The 21550-nt window shown below is 71.2% G+C and carries 19 protein-coding genes; 12 read left to right on the top strand and 7 right to left on the bottom strand.

Annotated elements, in window-relative coordinates:
• Positions 1-25 precede the first annotated feature (25 nt).
• The 8 genes from rbsD (at position 26) to ACZ45Q_RS04835 (ending at position 5329) form a co-directional block, all read left to right on the top strand.
• Positions 26-421: a D-ribose pyranase gene (gene rbsD, locus ACZ45Q_RS04870; protein WP_468254928.1), complete on the top strand. Its 396-nt coding sequence runs from the start codon at positions 26-28 to the stop codon at positions 419-421.
• Between the two features lie 283 nt (positions 422-704).
• On the top strand, positions 705-1136 hold the full coding sequence (locus tag ACZ45Q_RS04865; RefSeq protein WP_468254925.1) for a WXG100 family type VII secretion target: 432 nt from the start codon (positions 705-707) through the stop codon (positions 1134-1136).
• Positions 1137-1194: 58 nt separating this feature from the next.
• Complete coding sequence (locus ACZ45Q_RS04860) at positions 1195-1509, top strand: WXG100 family type VII secretion target (protein ID WP_468254923.1); 315 nt, start codon at positions 1195-1197, stop codon at positions 1507-1509.
• Positions 1509-3191, top strand: a complete 1683-nt coding sequence (locus ACZ45Q_RS04855) for an RNase A-like domain-containing protein (protein WP_468254920.1) — start codon at positions 1509-1511, stop codon at positions 3189-3191. Before ACZ45Q_RS04860 ends, ACZ45Q_RS04855 begins: the two co-directional genes overlap by 1 nt.
• Positions 3192-3335: 144 nt before the next feature.
• Positions 3336-3776 carry a hypothetical protein gene (locus tag ACZ45Q_RS04850; RefSeq protein WP_468254917.1) on the top strand — a complete coding sequence of 147 codons (441 nt, stop codon included), beginning with the start codon at positions 3336-3338 and terminating at the stop codon, positions 3774-3776.
• Between the two features lie 55 nt (positions 3777-3831).
• Positions 3832-4314 carry a hypothetical protein gene (locus ACZ45Q_RS04845; RefSeq protein WP_468254914.1) on the top strand — a complete coding sequence of 161 codons (483 nt, stop codon included), beginning with the start codon at positions 3832-3834 and terminating at the stop codon, positions 4312-4314.
• Positions 4315-4335: 21 nt separating this feature from the next.
• On the top strand, positions 4336-4635 hold the full coding sequence (locus tag ACZ45Q_RS04840) for an RNase A-like domain-containing protein (RefSeq protein ID WP_468254911.1): 300 nt from the start codon (positions 4336-4338) through the stop codon (positions 4633-4635).
• Between the two features lie 13 nt (positions 4636-4648).
• Positions 4649-5329 carry a contact-dependent growth inhibition system immunity protein gene (locus tag ACZ45Q_RS04835; protein ID WP_468254908.1) on the top strand — a complete coding sequence of 227 codons (681 nt, stop codon included), beginning with the start codon at positions 4649-4651 and terminating at the stop codon, positions 5327-5329.
• Positions 5330-5382: 53 nt separating this feature from the next.
• On the opposite strand, the gene ACZ45Q_RS04830 is transcribed toward ACZ45Q_RS04835, so the two are convergent.
• Genes ACZ45Q_RS04830 through ACZ45Q_RS04820 form a run of 3 tightly spaced genes read right to left on the bottom strand, consistent with a single transcriptional unit; the run spans position 5383 to position 8509 of the window.
• Positions 5383-6213, bottom strand: a complete 831-nt coding sequence (locus ACZ45Q_RS04830) for a sugar phosphate isomerase/epimerase family protein (protein ID WP_468254905.1) — start codon at positions 6211-6213, stop codon at positions 5383-5385.
• On the bottom strand, positions 6210-7361 hold the full coding sequence (locus ACZ45Q_RS04825; protein ID WP_468254902.1) for a dihydrodipicolinate synthase family protein: 1152 nt from the start codon (positions 7359-7361) through the stop codon (positions 6210-6212). The genes ACZ45Q_RS04830 and ACZ45Q_RS04825 overlap by 4 nt, the downstream gene beginning before the upstream one ends.
• Entirely contained in the window at positions 7358-8509 is a 1152-nt protein-coding gene (locus ACZ45Q_RS04820; RefSeq protein WP_468254899.1) for a Gfo/Idh/MocA family protein, read from the bottom strand. Before ACZ45Q_RS04820 ends, ACZ45Q_RS04825 begins: the two co-directional genes overlap by 4 nt.
• A 256-nt stretch (positions 8510-8765) precedes the next feature.
• Between ACZ45Q_RS04820 and ACZ45Q_RS04815 the strand changes: the two genes are divergently transcribed.
• Both ACZ45Q_RS04815 and ACZ45Q_RS04810 read left to right on the top strand, forming a co-directional pair.
• Complete coding sequence (locus ACZ45Q_RS04815; protein ID WP_468254896.1) at positions 8766-9818, top strand: LacI family DNA-binding transcriptional regulator; 1053 nt, start codon at positions 8766-8768, stop codon at positions 9816-9818.
• Positions 9819-10244: 426 nt separating this feature from the next.
• Positions 10245-11042, top strand: coding sequence for a sugar phosphate isomerase/epimerase family protein (locus tag ACZ45Q_RS04810; RefSeq protein ID WP_468254894.1), 798 nt, complete (start codon positions 10245-10247; stop codon positions 11040-11042).
• Here ACZ45Q_RS04810 and ACZ45Q_RS04805 read toward each other — a convergent pair.
• Positions 11026-12030 carry a DUF2637 domain-containing protein gene (locus tag ACZ45Q_RS04805; RefSeq protein WP_468254891.1) on the bottom strand — a complete coding sequence of 335 codons (1005 nt, stop codon included), beginning with the start codon at positions 12028-12030 and terminating at the stop codon, positions 11026-11028. The two genes, ACZ45Q_RS04810 and ACZ45Q_RS04805, sit on opposite strands and share 17 nt — an antisense overlap.
• Positions 12031-12859: 829 nt before the next feature.
• Between ACZ45Q_RS04805 and ACZ45Q_RS04800 the strand changes: the two genes are divergently transcribed.
• Together ACZ45Q_RS04800 and ACZ45Q_RS04795 are read left to right on the top strand one after the other, a co-directional pair.
• Entirely contained in the window at positions 12860-14710 is a 1851-nt protein-coding gene (locus ACZ45Q_RS04800; RefSeq protein ID WP_468254888.1) for a glycoside hydrolase family 3 protein, read from the top strand.
• A 153-nt stretch (positions 14711-14863) separates the two neighbouring features.
• Positions 14864-15502: a hypothetical protein gene (locus ACZ45Q_RS04795; protein ID WP_468254886.1), complete on the top strand. Its 639-nt coding sequence runs from the start codon at positions 14864-14866 to the stop codon at positions 15500-15502.
• Between the two features lie 31 nt (positions 15503-15533).
• Here ACZ45Q_RS04795 and ACZ45Q_RS04790 read toward each other — a convergent pair whose 3' ends face one another.
• The 3 genes from ACZ45Q_RS04790 to ACZ45Q_RS04780 form a co-directional block, all read right to left on the bottom strand.
• Positions 15534-16967: a S28 family serine protease gene (locus ACZ45Q_RS04790; protein ID WP_468254883.1), complete on the bottom strand. Its 1434-nt coding sequence runs from the start codon at positions 16965-16967 to the stop codon at positions 15534-15536.
• A gap of 110 nt (positions 16968-17077) precedes the next feature.
• On the bottom strand, positions 17078-17467 hold the full coding sequence (locus tag ACZ45Q_RS04785; protein WP_468254880.1) for a hypothetical protein: 390 nt from the start codon (positions 17465-17467) through the stop codon (positions 17078-17080).
• A 160-nt stretch (positions 17468-17627) separates the two neighbouring features.
• The gene (locus ACZ45Q_RS04780) at positions 17628-21347 is read right to left on the bottom strand and encodes an ABC transporter ATP-binding protein (protein WP_468254878.1); all 3720 of its coding nucleotides are present in this window, start codon (positions 21345-21347) and stop codon (positions 17628-17630) included.
• Between the last annotated feature and the right edge of the window lie 203 nt (positions 21348-21550).

Raw genomic sequence — 21550 nt, 5'->3', positions numbered from 1 at the left:
GGACGGCCACGGTGCGGGAGGTCCGATGAAGAAGTCCGGCGTCCTGAACCGCCACCTGGCCGGCGCCCTGGCCGAACTGGGCCACGGCGACGGGGTCCTGGTCTGCGACGCGGGCATGCCCGTACCGGACGGACCGCGCCTGGTGGACCTGGCGTTCCGGGCCGGAGTGCCGTCCTTCGCCGAGGTGCTGGACGGCCTGCTGGCCGAGCTGGTCACCGAGGGCGCGACGGCGGCGGCGGAGATCCACCGGGCCAACCCCGAGACCGCGGCCCTGCTGGCCGACCGCTTCCCGGGGGAGGCCCTCGGGCTGGTCCCGCACGAACGCCTCAAGCACCTCTCGGCGACCGCCCGCCTGATCGTCCGCACCGGCGAGGCCCGCCCCTACGCCAACGTCCTGCTGCGCTGCGGGGTCTTCTTCTGACCCGCGCCACACCCCGGACGGCTTCGAGGGGGCCAGGCCACCGACCCGACCCCCTCGGGGTTCCCCTCCCCACCAGGACCCTCGCGATCCCCCCCGGGTCCCCCCCACCGAGGTGTCCTGACGCCTAGTACGACCGGCGGGGCGGGGGGAGGGTTGCACGGCTCGGCGATGATTCTTTGCGCCGGGTTGCACGGGCCCCGCTGAGCCGACTCATAGGATCATGTGTCAGGGGTGGGCCATCCCAGCCGCTGCGCCGCTGATGAGTCGAGAACGGGGGAACATCATGGGGACGCCCAGTACGCCCACTGGCCAAGGTGGTAAACCCGACCTGCGTGCCTCCAGCACGAGCCTCACCAAGCTCGCCGACGACCTCGACGACATGCAAGATCACTTGGAAAAGCAGATCAAGCGTATGGACGCCGTCGTGGACCGCATCGAGGCGGGCTGGCGCGGCCCGGCTGCCTCAACGTACCGGGCTTTTCACCGAGCAGCGGCCGAAGACGCCGTGCGCATCCGTGAAGTGATGCAGCACCTTGAGCAAGCCGTGCGTCTGAGCCGAGACGGTTTCACCCAGCGCGACCTGGATGTGCTCGCCCAACTGATGCAGATCCAAGTGGACGTCGACAGTGAAGTCGACAGGCTCTCCACACCGAATCCAGCTGATGACCCGGGAGCTGCACCAGTTCGGCATCGAAGCAGCCTCGATTCGTTCTGACGGCCCAAGTCGCTCGAAATATCCGCAGACGCGGTTCCACTGACGTACGGGGAATCACATGCCAGGTGAGAATACTGCCGATGACCACATAGCCGTTTCCTTCGCCACCCTTCACGAACTCGCCTTGGAGTTGGAGGACATACTCAAGAAGCTAAGCGGCAAGCTGGACGACCTTTACGATCGTGTCGTGCCCGTCGTCCTGTCATGGGAAGGTGAGGCCCGTGAGGTATTTGTCGACAAGCTCGATGAATGGGACCGGTCGGCGCAGGACCTACAGGCGGCACAGAAGTGGCTGCACGAGGTGGTCACTACGGGGCAGACGAACTACGCGGCAGCACACCAGGCCGTACTTCGCGGCTGGGGAGCGGCCTGATGGCCACCCCCAGCGTTCCGGAAGGGATCGTCGACGTCACCCCCTCCGTCCTGTACGGGGTTTCAACAACCGTGGCGGACCAACAGGACCAACTGCACCGCGGCATCAAAGCATTCCTGGACGAACTGGCACGTTACCCGGACGGCGGCGGCAGGGGCACGGCCGTCTCCGATTTCACCACCGCTTACAAGGACGTGGGCGAGCGGTTTCTGGACGTCTGGGCCAAGTCGGTGGTCAGTGTAGGCGGGGCCGCGGTCGGTTTCACGACCACGGGAAACAACTATGCGGTAGCCGATGCCGCCACCAACCCCTCCCCCACCGCCAAGCCACACACTCAGCCAGCCCCGGCTGTCATCAAGAGCCCTCCCGCTTACGGTCCCATCACCGACTTCAAGTGGGGCGACTTCGATGACGGTCAAGACTTTGTGCAGCGTGCATTGGAAGGCGTGGAGGCCGTTGTACTGACAGTGATGCGGCCGCTCCTGGAAGACGCGTGCCGTTGGGGCAAAGCGGCGGAGATTCTGCCTCTACCGAACCATCACCGGCTCAAGTCCGTTTCCGAAGCCTGGCGCATGCCGCAGCGGACGCTGTCCTGGGTCGAGACCACGTTGACACATCAGTTGACGCGCATCACCTACCAGAGCAACAGCGAGTGGTATGGCGCCATGCGCACCTTCCTCAGCACTCTGTGGGGCACTTCAGCTTGGGGAAAGGACCGGCATGGCTACAACTGGGCGAACGACACTGCCGGCAACCGGGGGGCGAACCATCCCGTATTTGCGGTTCTCTTCGAAACCTGTGAAGTCATGGTCGACGCCGTCGATAACTTTGCAAAGGCCGCCGAAGACGTCCGCGAGGATCTTCATCGGATCTACCGCAAAGCGGTCCTGGATACGCTGCCCCAGATCGACATCAGCGATGGTGTGGATCTCAAGGACGTCAAGAACCTGGGCAAAGGACTTCTGAGACTCGGCAAGAGCGCGGTCACTGACCTCTCGTCCGGAATCGTACTGAATCTCGACGAAGAGGCCATGAACAATGCCGTCACGGCATACAACAACAGAATCGATCGGCAAACACTCCGGGTCAAAGGTCTTCGGGACGCACTGGACGAGGCCTATGACAGTGCACCGACGTTCGATGCAGAGTCAGCCCGGGCGGAAGCGTTCGGTGCGCGAGCGTTGACGGACTTCAAAGGGAACCCGCTATACACTGTCCCAGGAGACGATGAAGCAAGGCACAAATACCCAGTAGATCTGGCAAACCAAGAGGGCAGGCTGGGTGCTCACGTCATCGACAAGCACGTAGGAAAGACAGACGAGCAACTGGCGCAGCGACTACGCGACCAGGCGAGACTCTACCAAGACGGCATCACCAGGCCAATTGCTGTATCCACGTTCCACAGGCTTGAAGACGCCCAGCGCTACACGCAAGCGGTTCTTGACGACCCGGGCAACCAACGCAAGATCGAAAGATGGCTGAGCAGGAACCCAACCCAGCCCAACCAAACAAGAAACATCGGTCTCGACTTCAATCATCCTGTAGGCCGCTCTTGGACGCGAGGGGACTCTCATGCGCACGACTCCGATATGGTGCTGGTGACTCTTCGCCCCGCTCCTGGAGACCGACCTCCATACGTCGTCCTCACAGCGATGCCCAGTGACAAGCTACCGCCAACCTGACGAGGAAATCCTGTGCACCAAGAGCCTGCTCTCGATGCTGCTTCCTGGAAGTCAGCAGTGCTTGACCTTTTCGGTGGAGGCTGGTCCTTTGCAGCCGTGGGGCCAAGAAGCCGCGAAGACTGGCTCCTTGACGTAGCTGCGGTCATGGCCGTACGGACCACTGACCCGCGGCATTGGCTATCCGTCAACTATGCGCCCGAGATCAACGAGAACCGCAGTGGCATCGGGGCCCCCTTCATGCCGTGGAACGCCGACCAGCTGGCGAGCTCGCTGTACGGAGTTGAAAGAGAACCAGCCAGCCAACTGCTTGTGGCTCTCAAGGGCGAGTGGTATCAAGCTTCTGAAATTCCCGACTTCGAGCAGCGGAAAGATGCCCTCATCAGCAGCTCCCGGAAGATCCTCTCTCGGTTCGGACCGGACGGCCGATTCTTCACTAACGCGTCAGACGCCCAAGACAACCCGAAAGCCGATCTGCTGAACCCGAGCGCGGAGTGGGCCTGTCTCTCTGTGTACACCACCGACTGTGGCCTCGTCGCTGTTTCGGACACTGAGGTCGGCGTCTTCTGGGCGTTCTGGGAAGACTGAAGGGACCTCGGGTTGTCATTTTCAACCCTGCCTGTACCCGCCGAGTGAGCGAGCGATGCAAATTATCGAACTACCCGCATGCGCCAGGCAGCACTTCGACGAGCGTAAGACGTTTATCGCGATTTCGAGCCGACATCATGATGACTGGTCCACGGATGTGTCCCGGTCAGCCAGTTCCACACCTGCGCTACGGAATGCAAGCGCTGCAAATATCAGAAGCAGTGTTCTGGAGGTTTCCCGTAAGGGCGCTTTTGATCTCGCAAAGCTCATCTCCGCGGGCTCTCTGCTCTATGGGCATCAGGATTCACTCAGCACTCCGGATGCCACGCGTGACGACTGCTTGCGAAGGGTGCTCGACTCGCTGGGTGATAATGCCAAGTACTTCACCAACCACGGCGAAGCCGAGGAGGGCGACGAGGCCGACTTTTTGGCCTCGTCCTTTTACGTCAACACGCTCGCTGAAACAACCATCGACGTCTGCCTCATCGGAGTTTCAGACTCTTGTGTTCTGATTCTGTGGCGGTTCGAGGACGATTGACATACCGAAAGGATCCCCAACGTGCGCACCCGCTCCGCCACCTACCCCGACCGAGAAACCGCCCAGTGGGCGACTCAGCAGGTCGTCACTGCCAATGAGCAGGTCATTCATCGCTGGCTGGCTCAGTCCACACGGTCACGGCTGACCATCGAGGCCTCCTGGCCCTCCCGTTCCGAACCCGTGGGGCGTGTGCTGCTCCAGGCGATGATGCTGGCCGGGCGGGAACCCGTGGACGTACGTGCGGCCCGGGTGATCCTCAAGCGGGACGCCGACCAGCCCCACGGCTTCGCCGTGCACGCCACCTTCCCCGTCTACCTGTAGAAGCCGGATCACCATGCCTCTGCCTCCCATCGACCACGACCGCCGCTACGGCGAGCTGGACCAGGTGATCCGCGCCTACCTCGGACAACCTGCCGACGACACCGCGGAACACGCCGGGCCGGCCCTGACCGCCTATCTGCGGCACACCTGGCACACCCGGCCATGGGCCCTGGCCATCGCCGAGCGGCAGCTCCGCGACTATGCCGAGCACCCGCCGGGTCGGCTGCGGCTGAAGCTCGGCGAGTTCTACGACGTTGCCGACGTCGGCCTCGGCGACCGCGAGATCCAGCAGTGGCTGCGCTGTCTGGCCGATCACATCAGGCGATCCGTCGAGCAGGGCGAGGTGCCACCCCCGGCCACGCCGGCCACCCACTGGGAGTGGCATGCCCGCTTCCCTGAGACCGGGCAGTTCCTGGGAGGCTGGTTCTCCCAGGACATGCCGGACGAGTTCGCCGGCCACGACGAAGCCGTCGAGGACTACCGCTCCTCCACCGCGCCACAGCTCGTGGCACGCCTCGTGGGCGAGCTGCGCGAACTGCTTGCACTGGGGCTGGACGAACCGGGCTACGCCCTCGCCGTCGCGGAGCTGGGCATGGAGGTCGACCCGCCGGCGCCGTACGCCCCGGGCGCGTGGCTGGAGCTGGTGGCCCACCGGCTCGGCACGCCACCGGCCCAGTACACGCCCGGAGCGTAGGGGCACGGAGTCGGCGGGGTGGGGACGCATCGGCACCCCCACCCATCGACGGGCTACACCGCGTGCGTCAGGAACCGCTCCGCCGTCTCCGACAGCACCTCGCGGCCGTCGCGGGACCACAGGTTCTCGTTGAACAGTTCCACCTCGATCGGGCCCGTGTAGCCGGCCGACTCCGTGTGTCCGCGCCATTCGCGCAGGTCGATCGCGCCGTCGCCGAGCTGGCCGCGGCCGTTGAGGACGCCCTCGGGGAGGGGGGTCGTCCAGTCGGCGAGCTGGAAGGTGTGGATGCGGTTCTGGGCGCCCGCGCGGGCGATCTGGGCGGGGGCCTGGTCGTCCCACCAGATGTGGTAGGTGTCCACGGTGACGCCGACCTGGTCGGCCGGGAAGCGTTCGGCCAGGTCGAGGGCCTGGGCGAGGGTGGAGACCACGCAGCGGTCGGCCGCGAACATGGGGTGCAGCGGCTCGATGGCCAGGCGGACGCCGCGCTCGGCGGCGTAGGGGCCGAGGACGGCGAGGGCGTCGGCGATGCGTTCGCGGGCCCCGTGCAGGTCCTTGCTGCCGGGAGGGAGGCCGCCGCAGACCAGGACCAGGGTGTCGGTGCCGAGGGTGGCGGCCTCGTCGATCGCGGCGTGGTTGTCGCCGAGCGCCTCGGCCCGCGGGACCGGGTCGATGTCGGTGAGGAAGCCGCCCCGGCACAGGGTGGTGACGGTCAGGCCCGCGTCGCGCATCAGCTTGGCCGTCGCCTCGACGCCGTACGCCTGGACCGGTTCGCGCCACAGGCCCACGTTGCGCACGCCGAGCGCCGTGCAGGCGTCGGCGAGTTCGGGCAGCGACAGCTGCTTGACGGTCATCTGGTTGATGCTGAACCGCTCGAGATCGGTCACTGGTCCACTCCGTGCAGGGCCAAAAGGGTGCGCATCCGGTCCTCCGCCCGTTTCGGGTCCGGGAACAGGCCGAGGCCGTCGGCGAGTTCGTAGGCGCGGGCCAGGTGCGGCAGGGAACGGGCCGACTGGAGGCCGCCGACCATGGTGAAGTGGCTCTGGTGGCCGGCCAGCCAGGCCAGGAGGACCACGCCCGTCTTGTAGTAGCGGGTGGGGGGCTGGAAGAGGTGGCGGGAGAGGGCGACCGTGGGGTCGAGCAGGGCGCGGAAGCCCTGGACGTCCCCGGTGTCCAGGGTCCGTACCGCCTCGGCGGCCAGCGGGCCCAGCGGGTCGAAGATGCCCAGCAGGGCGTGGCTGAAGCCCTGCTCGTCACCGGCGATCAGCTCGGGGTAGTGGAAGTCGTCACCGGTGTAGCAGCGCACGCCCTTCGGCAGGCGCCGGCGCAGGTCGACCTCGCGCCCGGCGTCCAGCAGCGACACCTTGATGCCGTCCACCTTGTCCGGGTGCGCGGCGATGACCTCGAGGAACACCTCCGTCGCCGCGTCCAGGTCGGACGATCCCCAGTAACCCTCCAGGGCCGGGTCGAACATCGGGCCGAGCCAGTGCAGGATCACCGGTTCGGCGGCCTGGCGCAGCAGGTGGCCGTAGACGTCCAGGTAGTCCTCGGGGCCGCGGGCGCCGGCGGCCAGGGCGCGGGAGGCCATCAGGATGGCCTGGGCGCCAGCCTCCTCGACCACCGCGAGCTGCTCCTCGTAGGCCGCCCGGACCTCGGCGGGGGTGCCCGCGCTCAGCTGGTCGGTGCCGACGCCGCAGGCGATCCGGCCGCCCACCGACCTGGCCTCGGCGGTGGAGCGGCGGATCAGCTCGGCCGCGCCGGCCCAGTCCAGGCCCATGCCGCGCTGGGCGGTGTCCATGGCCTCGGCGACCCCGAGCCCGTGCGACCACAGGTGGCGGCGGAAGGCGAGGGTGGCGTCCCAGTCGACGGCGGCGGGCGAGTCGGGCGAGACGTCCGCGTAGGGGTCGGCGACGACGTGCGCCGCGGAGAAGACCGTACGGGAGGTGAAAGCGCTTCCCGGGCCGAGGGTGAGGGGGTCGGTGCGGGGTTCGTAGGCGCGCAGGGTGCCGTCGGGGTTCGGCAGGTGGAGGGTCACGGCGTGATCTCCGGTACGTCGATCCGGCGGCCCTCGGCCGAGGACCTCAGCCCCAGTTCGGCGAGTTGGACGCCGCGGGCGCCGGCCAGCAGGTCCCAGTGGTAGGGCGCGTCGGCGTGGACGTGCTTGAGGAACAGCTCCCACTGGGCCTTGAAGCCGTTGTCGAACTCCTGGTTGTCGGGGACCTCCTGCCACTGGTCGCGGAAGGAGTAGGTGGCCGGGATGTCCGGGTTCCACACCGGCTTGGGCGTGGCGGAGCGGTGCTGGACCCGGCAGTTGCGCAGTCCGGCGACGGCCGAGCCCTCGGTGCCGTCGACCTGGAACTCGACCAGTTCGTCGCGGTTGACGCGCACCGCCCAGGAGGAGTTGATCTGGGCGATCGCTCCGCCGTCGAGTTCGAAGACGCCGTAGGCGGCGTCGTCGGCGGTGGCGTCGTAGGGCTTGCCGTTCTCGTCCCAGCGCTGCGGGATGTGGGTGGCGGTGAGCGCCTGCACGGACTTCACGCGGCCGAACAGCTCGTGCAGGACGTACTCCCAGTGCGGGAACATGTCGACGACGATGCCGCCGCCGTCCTCCGCGCGGTAGTTCCAGGACGGGCGCTGGGCCTCTTGCCAGTCGCCCTCGAAGACCCAGTAGCCGAACTCGCCGCGCACGGACAGGATGCGGCCGAAGAAGCCGCCGTCGATGAGCCGCTTGAGCTTGAGCAGGCCCGGCAGGAACAGCTTGTCCTGGACGACGCCGTGCTTGACGCCGGCCGCGTTCGCCAGCCGGGCCAGCTCCAGGGCGCCGTCGAGGCCGGTGGCGGTCGGCTTCTCGGTGTAGATGTGCTTGCCCGCGGCGATCGCCTTGCGGATCGCTTCCTCGCGGGCGGAGGTCACCTGTGCGTCGAAGTAGATCTCGACGCTCTCGTCGGCGAGGACCGCGTCCAGGTCCGTCGAGACGTGCTCCAGTCCGTGGCGCTCGGCCAGCACGCGCAGCGCGTGCTCGCGGCGGCCGACGAGGACCGGTTCGGGCCACAGCACGGTGCCGTCGCCGAGGTCGAGTCCGCCCTGTTCGCGCAGGGCGAGGATGGAGCGGACCAGGTGCTGGCGGTAGCCCATGCGCCCGGTGACGCCGTTCATGGCGATACGCACCGTCTTGCGTGTCACGTCGTTCCCTTCGTACGTGTCGTACGCGGTCCGCGCGCGCAGCGGCCCGGCGTCGGCCGGTCTGACTGGTGAGCGCGGCAGCAAGCGCTTTCTATCTGTGATGAAGCTAGCCTGTGGGCCGTGGTCTGGACAAGACTGCGGCGGGGGGCGAGTTGTTCGAGGGGGCGAACAAAGGCGGTCGGCGGTCGTAAGGTCCCCCTGTGGGCGACGAGGGCGCGACCGCGTACGACGAGACGCGCGACCGGAGGACGAGGACATGACGGTGACCCTGGCGGACGTGGCGGCCCGCGCGCAGGTGTCCCCCGCGACGGTGTCGCGCGTGCTGAACGGGAACTACCCCGTGGCCGCGTCCACCCGTGAGCGGGTGCTGAAGGCGGTCGACGAGCTGGACTACGTGCTCAACGGACCGGCGAGCGCGCTGGCCGCCGCGACCTCCGACCTGGTCGGCATCCTGGTCAACGACATCGCCGACCCGTTCTTCGGGATCATGGCCGGCGCGATCCAGTCGGAGATCGGCGGTCCGGGCGGCAGAGCCGGCGGGGAGCGGCTCGCGGTGGTCTGCAACACCGGCGGCTCCCCGGAGCGCGAGCTGACCTACCTCACGCTCCTCCAGCGGCAGCGGGCGGCGGCCGTGGTGCTGACCGGCGGCGCCGTGGAGGACGCGCCGCACCAGGCGGCCGTGGCGGCGAAGCTGCGCAAGCTCGCGGACGCCGGGACGCGGGTGGTGCTGTGCGGCCGGCCGCCGGCGCCGGAGACCGGGGCGGTGGCGCTGACCTTCGACAACCGCGGGGGCGGCCAGGCGCTGACCGAGCACCTGATCGGCCTCGGCCACCGCCGCCTGGGCTACATCGCCGGCCCCGAGGAGCGCACGACGACCCGGCACCGCCTGGAGGGCCACCGCGCCGCGCTCGCCGCCCACGGCCTGGCGGACGAGCCGCAGCGCACGGTCCACGGCCGCTACGACCGGCAGTCCGGCTACGAGGCGACGCTCGAACTCCTGCGCAGGGACCCGACGCTGACCGCGGTCGTGGCCGCGAACGACTCCGTCGCCCTGGGCGCGTGCGCCGCACTGCGCGACTCGGGGCTGCGCATCCCCTCGGACGTGTCCGTCGCCGGCTTCGACGACCTGCCGTTCAGCATCGACGCGGTGCCCGCCCTGACGACGGTGCGCCTGCCGCTCGCCGAGGCGGGAGCGCGCGCGGGGCGCATCGCGATGGCACGCGAGGAACCGCCGCCCGGGGGGATCGCCACGGTGCGGGGCGAGCTGATGGTGCGGGGGTCGTCGGCGGCACCGCGGGCCGACGCCTGACCCTCGGTCGCGGGGCCCGGCGGCGCCACGGGCCGGCTGCCGCGCCGCGGTCACGGGGGCCGTCGCAGCGGCACGCGCCGACGCCCACGGCACGGACACGGGACCCGCCGACAGCAACACGCGCCGCCACCCACGCCACGGACACGTGACCTGCCGGCACCACCACGCGCCGCCAGCTGACCCGCGGTCGCGGTGCTCGTCGGTAGCACCACGCGCCGACACCCACGCCACAGACACGAGCCCCGCCGGCACCACCACGCACCGACACCTGACCCGCGGCCGCGCGGCTCGTCAGCGGCCCCACGCGCCGACGCTCGCGCCGAGAACGCGAGGGCCCGTCGGCGGCACCGCGGGCCTCCGCCTGACCCGCGGACGCAGGGCGTGACACCCGAGTGAGCCGCGCCCCAGCGGGTAGTGTCCGACGACATGAAGCTGGCGTTCTCCACCCTTGGTGTCCCCGGCCTGCCCCCGACCGACGTCCTGGGGCTCGCGACCGCCCACGGCTACCACGGCGTCGAACTGCGCGCCCACCCCGAGGAGCCGGTCAACCCCGGCCTGGCCCCGGGCGAACGGGCCGACGTGGCCGAGCGGTTCCGTTCCGCCGGCGTCGAGATCCTCTGCGTCGCCGGTTACGCCCGGGTCGCCGCGCCCGGCGACGACGAGCCGGTGCTCGACGAGATCCGCGCCCTCCTCGGCCTGGCCCGCGACCTGGGCGCGCCGTACGTCCGGGTCTTCCCCGGCGGCGGGGAGCAGAGCCCCGACGAGGCCGACACGATCGCCGCCCGCCGGCTGGGCACGGCCGCCGAGGACGCCACCGAGGCGGGCGTGCGCATCCTGCTGGAGACGCACGACTCGCACCGCACCGGCGCCGACGCGATGCGCGTCCTCGGCCTGGTCGGCCACCGCCGGGTGGGCGCGCTCTGGGACGTCATGCACACCTGGCTCGGCGGCGAGCAGCCCAACGAGTCCTTCGCCGCCCTCTCCCCGCACCTCGGCTACGTCCAGGTCAAGGACATCGCCTCCGCCGAGGACACCACGCCGCTCGCCCTGGGTGCGGGCGTGCTGCCGCTGGCCGAGTGCGTGGAGGTGCTGTCCCGGCACGGCTGGGACGGCTGGTTGTGCTGGGAGTACGAGAAGCGCTGGTACGAGACCGCCGCCCCGCTCCCCGACCTGCTGGCCGGGGGGCGGGAGCACCTCACGCGGCTGCTCAGCGAGTCGGCCTGACCGGGTCCCGGGTCACTCCCGGGCGGGACGGCGGGCGGCCCGCGTCCGCCGGGCCGGTCCGGACGTCGCTGATCACGTACGTCCCGGGGCCCGGGTGCGGGGCCCGCGGGGCGGGCCCCTGCGGTCGCGGCCTCGGGACGCCGCCGGCCGCAGCGGACGGTGTGCCCGGCGGCGCCGGGGCGTCCGCGTCGTCGCCGGGTGCGGTCCGCTCCGCGGTCTCGGGGGCCCCCTCCGGTGCGGTCGGCCGCAACCGGTGGCGCGGCGCCGTGCGGCGGGGCGGCCGGGTCAGGGTGATCTGGCGTACGAGCTGCTGGAAGCAGGCCAGGGACGCGAGGCCCGGCAAGGCCGCCGCCGCGATGTCGGTGGCGGTCCTGGGCGCCTGGGCGACGCACAGGAGCATGCCGATCACCGAGAAGGCCAGCACCACGCACCACGAGTGCGTCGCACGGCGCTGGTAGAGGGCGGCCCGCAGCACGGACAGCGAGGCCACGAGCCACGGCCCGAAGACCAGCAGGGGCCACCAGGCCACGGCACCCACCTGGAGCCGGGACTCGGCGACGGCGCGCAGCGGGTCATAGGCGACCGTGGCGCTGAACAGGCTCACCGCCGAGGCGCCGACGGCGACGAGCGCGGCGAAGACCCGGCCGACGGCCCGGACCACGCCCACCCGGCGGCGCTGGCGCACCTTGCGATGGCTGCGAGCGGCCTCCCTCAGCGGCGGCAGCTCCGCGGTGATCTCCTGGAGCACCCCCATGGGGCTGCCGGGGGCCGGGGCCGCGACCGAGACCTCGTCACGCGGCGGGGGGATCCGTGGGCCCTCGTGCTCCATCGCGTCCCGGAGCATGAAGGCCAGTTCTTCGGCCGGGTCCCACAGCGGGTCCGGGGGCACCAGGGGCACCGGGTCCTCCTCGGCGGGTGCGCGATGCCGCCCGGTTCCCGCCGCGCCGGTCCCGCCATAGGGGCCGGGATACTCCGGGGAATTCTCCATGTATCCGTCGTACACAAGGTGACCCGATCACTCGGCTCCGGGGAAGGCGGTCCATGAGTCCGTCTCGCCCCACCGCCGAGTGGCCTCCGCCTGAAGGTCGCCCATGACGTCCAGGAAATCCCGCAGAATATTTTCCGTTTCCATGAGCGTAATGAGGCGTCCGTCTTTTGTGAGGGCCCCTCTCATCGCGCCCGTGGACTGCTTCGGCGCCGGAATGTACACATAGGGCCCCGCCGGGACCGCCCGCGCTGTGGTCACTTTCTCCCGCCCGAAGTTCCGGGGGCGCATTTTTCCCCAGCCGCCATGGTCATATCCCGACTAACGCGGCCCAGATCCCGCAGATGCGCGGCAATCGAGTGAAGGGTTTTGCGGACAAATAGTTTCAGCGGGGCGCACCGAAGACGGTAGGAAAGGCCGCTGATCCATTTCTCCGCGGGTTGTGCGCCGGGCGCGGAAAGGGCGCCGCCGGCGCCGTGGCCGTACGCCCCGGCCGGGGAACCGGGTCCCGCCTTTGCACGTCCAAGCACGGTCCGCCGGACGAGTCCCGTGGTGCGGTGTCGGCCTCGCTGCTGGCTGCGATCGCTGACCACCCTCTCCGCCGTACCGCGGCCGGCGGCACGCCGCCATCGGCGCGCACCCCTCCCACAGCGCCGGTGGCGGCACCGCGCGGCTCCTGTGCGCTCCCTTGACTGGCAGAAACTTCCCGGATATTGGTGACTCCTCGGAAGTTTCCTTCAACCCGGCCCCGGCCGGCCGCCGACCCGGCCCCGCCCCGTCCCAGCACGCTCCCGCACGTATCCAGCCAGCCTCCCCTCCGGAAGGAGCGCACGTGCACGACAGCAGCACGGGAAGCACAGGAAGCACCGCCCAGCCCTCCAGACGCGCCGTCCTCGCCGCCACCGCGGGCCTCACCGCCGCCGTGACGGCCGCCGGCACCGTCACCGCGCACGCCGGCCCCGGCCGGCCCGACGACGACCGGCTCCGCGCCCTCATCTCCCGGATGACCCTGGAGGAGAAGGTCGGACAGCTCTTCGTCATGCGGGTCTACGGGCACTCCGCCACCGCGCCCGACCAGGCCGACGTCGACGCCAACCTCCGGGAGATCGGCGTCCGCACCGCCGCGGAACTGATCGCCAGGTACCGGGTCGGCGGCATCATCTACTTCGCCTGGGCGCACAACACCCGCGACCCGCACCAGATCGCCGACCTGTCCAACGGCATCCAGAAGGCCTCCCTGGAGCTGCCGCGCGGGCTGCCCGTGCTGATCTCCACCGACCAGGAGCACGGGATAGTGGCCCGCGTGGGCCGGCCGGCGACGCTCTTCCCCGGCGCCATGGCGATCGGCGCCGGCGGCTCGCGGTCCGACGCCCGCACCCTCGGCCGGATCGCGGGCGCCGAACTGCACGCCATGGGCATCCGGCAGGACTACTCCCCCGTCGCCGACGTGAACGTCAACCCGGCCAACCCGGTGATCGGCGTGCGCTCCTTCGGCGCCGACCCGCGGGCCGTCGCCGGGCTGGTGGCCGCCGAAGTGACGGGTTATCAGCGCTCCGGCGTCGCCGCCTGCGCCAAGCACTTCCCCGGGCACGGGGACACCGCCACCGACAGCCACACCGGGTTCCCGGTCATCACCCACAGCCGGCAGCAGTGGGAGGAGCTGGACGCGCCGCCGTTCCGGGCGGCGATCGAGGCGGGCATCGACTCGATCATGACCGCGCACCTGATGGTCCCGGCGCTGGACGACTCCGGCGACCCGGCCACCCTCTCCCGGCCCATCCTCACCGGCATCCTGCGCGAGGAGCTGGGTTACGACGGGGTGGTGGTCACCGACTCCCTCGGCATGCAGGGCGTGCGGACCAAGTACGGCGACGACCGGGTGCCGGTGCTGGCGCTGAAGGCGGGCGTGGACCAGCTGCTCAACCCGCCGGACCTGGACCTCGCCTGGAACGCGGTCCGCACGGCCGTCCGCGAGGGCGAGCTGACCGAGGAACGGCTCGACGAATCGATCCTGCGGGTGCTGCGGCTCAAGGCGAAACTGGGGCTGTTCTCGGACGCGTACACCTCCTCCCGGGACGTGGACCGCACCGTCGGCACCCGCGGGCACCTCGCGGCGGCCGACCGGATCGCCGAGCGGACCACGACGCTGCTGGTGAACGAGGGGCGGCTGCTGCCGCTGTCGAGGCGCCGGACGCCGAACCTCCTCGTGGTGGGCGCCGACCCGGCCTCGCCGTCGGGCACGACCGGGCCGCCGACCGGAGTGCTCGCCGCCGCCCTGACCGAGCAGGGCTTCACGGCCACCGCCCTGTCCACCGGCATCTCCCCGTCCGCGGCCGCCGTCGACGCGGCCGTCGCGGCGGCCCAGGACGCCGACGCCGTCGTGGTCGCCACGTACAACGTCACCGCGCGCAGCAGCCAGCGGACGCTGGTCGAGCGGCTGCTGGCGACCGGACGGCCGGTCGTCGCGGTGGCGATCCGCAACCCCTACGACGTCGCCCAGCTGCCCGGCGTGCCCGCCTGCCTCGCCGCCTACTCCTGGACGGACGTCGAGGTGCGGGCGGCGGCCAGGGTGATCGCCGGGCGGGAGAGCCCGCGCGGGAAGCTGCCGGTGCCGGTGGTCCGGGCGGACGACCCGGCGACGGTGCTGTATCCCGTCGGGCACGGGCTGTCGTACCGGTCCTAGCCGCCGGCGCGGGGTGCGGGGACGTAGTGCGCGTACGACACGCGCCGGGAGCGCCCCCCGCACCCTGCGCAAAGCAACCCGCGCGTCTGGCGTGCGCCCGCTGCGGCGGGTCACGCTGGACGCGGGCTCGGGGGAGCCCTCGGGGGGTCGGCGATGCGTGGGCGAGGGACGGCGCGGGCCGCGGGTGCGGTACTGGGCGTGCTCGCGGCGGTGCTGACGGGCTGCCAGAGCCCGTCGGGCGCGGCGGACGGCGTGCGGCCGGGCGGCCCGGAGACGACGGTTCCGGCGGTGAGCCGGCCGTCGGGGCACGGGGCGGTGTTCCTGGGCCCCGACGAGTGCAGTTCGTTCGGGCGGACCAGTTTCACCGAGGTGCCGTGCACCAGCGAGCGGGCCGCGGCCCGGGTGGTCGCCCGGCACGACGGCCGGGCGCGCGGCGGCCCGCTGTGCCCGCCGAGAACCGACTTCGTGCTGCACATCAGCGAACGGCGCCCGTCCTTCGACGAGGACGGCGACGGCGCCGTCCCGGGCGGCTACGCCTGTATGCGCAACCTCCAGCCGCCGCACCCCGGCGACCCCGGCGGCGGGGGCGGCCCGCGCACCATCGTCGGCGACTGCGTGTACGAGGCCGGGGACGGCGAGGTCCGGGAGACGGCCTGCGACGGCGAGGGGAGGCGGAAACCGCAGTACGAGGTGACGGACGCGGTCGACGAGCGGGCGCGGTGCCCCTCGTCGACCGCTCTGTACGTCCGGTTGGGCGGCGACCGCCCGGTGGGCTGCGCCCGGCCGCTGTGATGCTGCGTCACGGCCGGGCGCGGTCACGGTGTCACGGGCGCAGCGCGGGCTCCCGCTCGACGTCCCGCTTGTCGAGCTTGGCGTCGAACTTCGCCAGCGGCTTCGCGGCCGACGGGTCCGCCTGGACCTTCGCCGGGGCGACGCCGGCCCACTGGAGGATGCGGGCCATGGCGAAGGCCTTCTCCTCGGGGACCAGTCCGGCGACGTTGGCGCCGTGGTTCATGCCGGGCGCGGTCATGACGTAGGAGTCACGCGCGCCGTGGCCGAGGCGGAACGGCTCGGCGCCCCACGGGTCGTTCTCGCCGTACACGAACAGCATGTGACGGGCGTTGTGCCGGACCCAGGTGTCGACGTCCCGCATGGCCCACGGCTGGAAGCGCATCTCGATGTCGCGCGGCACGAAGTTGCGCGGCGGCTGGTAGCCGTAGCGGATGTACTTCTTCTCGATGTGCGGGAAGTGGATCGTCGGCGCGCCGAGCTGCGTGCCGGCCTGGTAGTAGTACGGCGTGTACGGGGCGAGGCCCTGGTCGGTGTAGAAGGAGAAGCCGGAGATCGTGTCGACGGAGTCCCAGATCTCCTGGTCGGTGGCGTTCTTCGCGTCCGCCGGGATGCCGGCGCAGTCCTTGAGGGTGCTGTACTGCCAGAAGCCCCAGACGTAGTCCAGGACGACCGCCTCGTAGGCGCGGTCGAGGCTGCCGACGGTGGTGAAGGTGTAGCCGTTCTCGGCGGCGAGGGCCTCGTACTTCTTCTTCAGCGGCGCCCGGCGCACCAGCGCCTCGCGCTGCACGGCGTTCAGCTTGTCGCGGCACTCCTTCGTGCCGACGGTGGCGAAGAACCGGTCGTAGGCCGAGTCCTCCCTGTTCACCACGTCGTTGGGGGCGACGTAGGCGACGACGCCGTCCATGTCGCGCGGGTAGAACCGCTCGTAGTACGTGGCGGTCATGCCGCCCTTGGAGCCGCCCGTGGAGATCCAGTTCTCGTCGTAGATCGGCTTCAGGGCCTTGAAGATGCGGTGCTGGTCGCTGGCGGCCTGCCAGATGTCCAGCTTGGACCAGTCGGCCGGGTCGGGCCGGGACGGGGTGAAGAAGCGGTACTCCATGGAGACCTGGTTGCCGTCGACGATCTGCGTCGGCTCGCGGCGGCTGGGGTTGGTGGAGACGCTGTAGCCGCCGGTGTAGAAGACCGTGGGGCGGTCGACGTCCTTGTGCAGCACGGTGATCCGCTGCTGGAACGTGCCCTCGGACGGACGGCGGTGGTCGACCGGCTGGGTGTAGTTCAGCACGAAGAAGCGGTAGCCGGGGTACGGCTTCTCCTCGATCAGGCTCATGCCCGGTATGGAGAGCAGCCTCTCCTCGATGTCGGTGGAGCCGGTGGCCTCCGGCTGGGCGGCGGTGGCCGTCCCGGCCGTGCCGACGGTGCCTATGAGCACCGCCAGCGCCAGCAGCCATCTGAGCGCCTTGCGCATGCCTTCTCCCCTGTGAGACAGATGTGCGCCCGGAAGCTATCGGAGCAACTCGGGTGCGCACCAGGGGAGATCGGCAAATGGAGGAGAACCCCTCGGTCGGTACCGGCCGGTCAGCACAGGATCCAGCCGGAGCTGACCGCTCCCCGGCTCACCTTGCCCCGCACCCACACGCAGCGCTGGCCGGCGTGCACGGTCACCGGGCCGGCCAGGTAGGCGAAGCGGCCCTCGTCCACCACCGGGCGGCCGCCGCGCGGCTGGACGCTGACGGACATGAACCGCTTGGTGCCGGGCTTCTTGGGGGTGGTGTAGGCGCAGACGTAGCTTCCGCTCCTGTGGACGTACGCGGTGCCGGTGGAGAACGGGAGCGTACGGACCTTCCGGCCGGGGCAGGGAGCGGCGGCGTGCGCCTCCTGCGGCGCCGCCAGGGCGAGCAGCCCCGACGACGTCAGCACGGCCACGCCGAGTGCCAGTCGCCTGCGTATCGCAGCGCCTCTGCCCACTGTCGCCCCTCCCGTACAGCGCCGATCGACGTACGCGTGTACGGACGCCGGGCGTAGGCCGAATGGTTGCGCGACTGTGGCGACGCCGTGGCGCTGCCGTCGCACGGCGGGCGCAGGCCGGGCGGGCGCCCGGCCCCCGCGCGCCGTGTGCGGCGTGCGGTCACCGGGAGGCGCCGACCGGCTCCTCCGGCTCGGCGGCGCCGACGAAGGTCCGCCACAGCCGGGCGTAGTGCCCGTCGCGGGCGAGCAGTTCGTCGTGGGTGCCGTCCTCCGCGATGCGCCCGTGGTCCATGACGACCACCCGGTCGGCGCGCGCGGCGGTGGTCAGGCGGTGCGCCACCACCAGCGTGGTGCGGCGGCCCGCCAGCCGGTCGGCGGCCTGGTTGACCTGCGCCTCGGTCGCCAGGTCCAGGGCCGCCGTCGCCTCGTCCAGCAGCAGCACGTCCGGGTCGACCAGCTCGGCGCGGGCCAGCGCGATCAGCTGCCGTTGCCCGGCGGAGAGGTTGCGTCCGCGCTCGGCGACCTCGTGGAGGTAGCCGCCCTCCAGGGTGGCGATCATCTCGTGGGCGCCGACCGCCCGGGCCGCCGCCTCCACCTCGGCGTCGGTGGCGTCGGGCCGGCCGTAGGCGATGGCGTCGCGGACGGTGCCGGGGAAGAGGTAGGCCTCCTGCGGGACGACGCCCAGCCGGTGCCGGTAGGAGGTGAGGTCGAGGGTGCGCAGGTCCTGGCCGTCGACGGTGACCCGGCCGCCGGTCGGGTCGTAGAAGCGGGCGACCAGCTTGACGAGGGTGGACTTGCCGGCGCCGGTCTCGCCGACGAAGGCCACGGTCTGCCCGGCGGGGACGCGCAGGTCGATGCCGCGCAGCGCCTCCTCGTCGTCGCCGTACGCGAAGCGCACGTCCTCGAAGGCGATCTCGCCGCGCAGGGCGCCGACCTCGCGGGGCCGCTCGGGGCTCCTGGTGGAGGTCGGCTCGCGCAGCAGCTCCTGGATGCGGCCGAGGGAGACGGAGGCCTGCTGGTAGCCGTCGAAGACCTGGGAGAGCTGCTGGACGGGGGCGAAGAACAGGTCGATGTAGAGCAGGTACGCCACCAGCGCGCCCGTGGTCAGCGTGGCGTCGTCGATGCGGTGGCCGCCGACGACCAGCACCGCCGCCGCGGCGGCGGCGGACAGCAGCTGCACGAACGGGAAGTAGACGGAGATCAGCCACTGGCCGTGGATGCGGGCCTGCCGGTAGGCGGCGCTGCGCTCGGCGAACGCCCGCCCGCCGTCGTGCTCGCGCCGGAAGGCCTGCACGATCCGCAGCCCGGACACCGACTCCTGGAGGTCGGCGTTGACCGCGGAGATCCGCTCCCGGGCCAGTTCGTACGCCTTCACGCTCGCCCGGCGGAAGAAGTACGTGGCGACGATCAGCGGCGGCAGGGTCGCGAAGACGACGAGCGCGAGCTGGATGTCGATGACCAGCAGGGCGACCATGATGCCGAAGAAGGTGACGAGCGAGACGAAGGCGGTGACCAGGCCGGTCTGGAGGAACGTCGACAGCGCGTCGACGTCGGTGGTCATCCGGGTCATGATCCGGCCGGTCAGCTCGCGCTCGTAGTAGTCGAGCCCGAGCCGCTGGAGCTGCGCGAAGATCTTCAGCCGCAGCGCGTACAGGACCCGCTCACCGGTCCGACCGGTCATGCGGATCTCGCCGGTCTGCGCCGCCCACTGGGCGACCACGGCCAGCAGTCCCAGCAGGGACGCCGCCCACACCGCGCCGATGGCTGCCTGCGTGACGCCGTCGTCGATGCCGTGCCGGATCAGCACCGGCAGCAGCAGGCCCATGCCGGCGTCCAGGGCGACCAGGCCGAGGCTGATGAGCAGCGGCAGCCCGAAGCCGCGCAGCAGGCGGCGCAGCCCGTAGGACGCCTCGGGCCGTACGGCCTGCTCCTCGTCGACGTCCGGGGTGCCGGTGGCCGGGGGCAGCGCGTCGACCTGGGCGAGCAGTTCGGGCGTGGCCGGGCTGCCCGCCATGGCCGCGTCCCTCGGGCGGCGCTCCCCCGCCCACAGCCGGGGGGTGATGCCGCGTTCGGCGTCGAACTCGGCGTCCAGTTCGTCGCGGACGGAGGTGTCCTCGGTGGGTGCGGCGGGGCGGGTGTGGCCGGGCGAGACCCCGCCCAGTTCGTCGGGGTCGGTGAGCAGTCGCCGGTACAGGGCGCAGCGCTGCTGGAGTTCCTCGTGGGTGCCGAGGTCGACGAGGCGGCCGTGGTCGAGGACGGCGATGCGGTCGGCGAGGTTGAGGGTGGAGCGGCGGTGGGCGATGAGGAGGGTCGTCCGCCCCTGCATGACGTGCCTGAGCGCCTCGTGGATCTCGTGCTCGACGCGGGCGTCCACGGCGGAGGTGGCGTCGTCCAGGACCAGCAGCCGGGGGTCGGTGAGGATGGCGCGGGCCAGGGCGACGCGCTGGCGCTGGCCGCCGGAGAGGGTGAGGCCGTGCTCGCCGACCTTGGTGGCGTAGCCCTCGGGCAGGTCGGTGATGAACCCGTGGGCCTGCGCGGCCCGCGCGGCGGCCTCGACCTGCTCGTCGGTGGCGTCGGGCCGGCCGTAGGCGATGTTGTTGCGGACGGTGTCGGAGAAGAGGAAGGAGTCCTCGGGGACGAGCCCGATCGCGGCGCGCAGCGAGTCCAGGGTCAGTTCGCGCACGTCGTGGCCGCCGACGAGGACGGCGCCGCGGGTGGCGTCGTAGAAGCGCGGCAGGAGCAGGGAGACGGTGGACTTGCCGGAGCCGGAGGAGCCGACGACGGCGAGGGTCTCGCCGGGCCGGATCTCGAAGGAGAGGCCGTCGAGGACGGGGCGGTCGGGGTCGTAGCCGAAGGACACGTCGTCGAACTCGACGGTGGCGGGCGCGTCGGCGGGCAGTTCCCTGGTGCCGTCGGCGAGGGTCGGCTCGGTGTCGATCAGCTCCAGGACGCGCTCGGTGCCGGCGCGGGCCTGCTGGCCGACGGTGAGCACCATGGCGAGCATGCGGACCGGGCCGACGAGCTGGGCGAGGTAGGTGGAGAAGGCGACGAAGGTGCCGAGGGTGATGCTGCCGCGCACGGCCAGCCAGCCGCCGAGGGCGAGCATGGCGACCTGCCCGAGGGCGGGGACGGCCTGGAGCGCCGGGGTGTACACGGCGTTCAGCCGGATGGTGCGCAGCCGCCCGGCGAACAGCTTCCGCCCGACCTCCTTGAGCTTGCCGGTCTCCTGCTCCTCCTGCCCGAACCCCTTGACCACGCGTACGCCGCCGACGGCGCCGTCGACGACGCCCGCGACGGCGGCGGCCTGGGCCTGGGCGTACCAGGTGGCCGGGTGCAGCCGGGTGCGGCTGCGCTTGGCGATGATCCACAGGGCGGGGGCGACGGCGAGCGCGACCAGGGTGAGCGGCGGCGACAGCCAGGCCATGACGCCGAGGGAGATCAGGAACAGCAGCACGTTCCCGATGGTCATCGGGAGCATGAACAGCAGGCTCTGGATCAGCTGGAGGTCGGTGGTCGCCCGCCCGATGACCTGCCCGGTGGACAGCTCGTCCTGCCGCCGGCCGTCGAGCCGGGTGATCGTGGCGTACATCGCCGTCCGCAGGTCGTGCTGGACGTCGAGGGCGAGCCGGCCGCCGTAGTAGCGGCGGATGTAGGTGAGGACGTAGACGGCGAGGGCGGCGCCGATGAGCAGCCCCGCCCAGACGGCCATGTCCCTGGTCTTGTCGCCGATGACGTCGTCGATGATCACCTTGGTGATCAACGGGACGAGGGCCATGACGCCCATGCCGGCGAGGGAGGAGCCGAGGGCGAGGACGACGTCCTGCGGATGGCGCCAGGCGTAGGCCCACAGTCGTTTCGCCCATCCCCGTTGCGCGTCCACGCGGGTGCCCTCCGTGCTCGTCGGTCTGCCGGTCCTGCCGGACCGGTTCTGCCTGGTCTACCGGAAGGCACCAACGCGGAGGGGCGGCGATTTCATCCCGTGGTCATGTCCCTGCCTGCATGGGCGGCCGTGGGGGCCCGGCGTCGGACTGGATGGGACCGAGAGGTGAGGGGCGGCGGCGGATCCGGGGACCGGGGGTCCGG

This window comes from Streptomyces sp. NPDC031049, from assembly GCF_055571015.1.
Note: the sequence above shows the minus strand (reverse complement) of the source record. Positions and strands in the feature narration are given on the sequence as shown.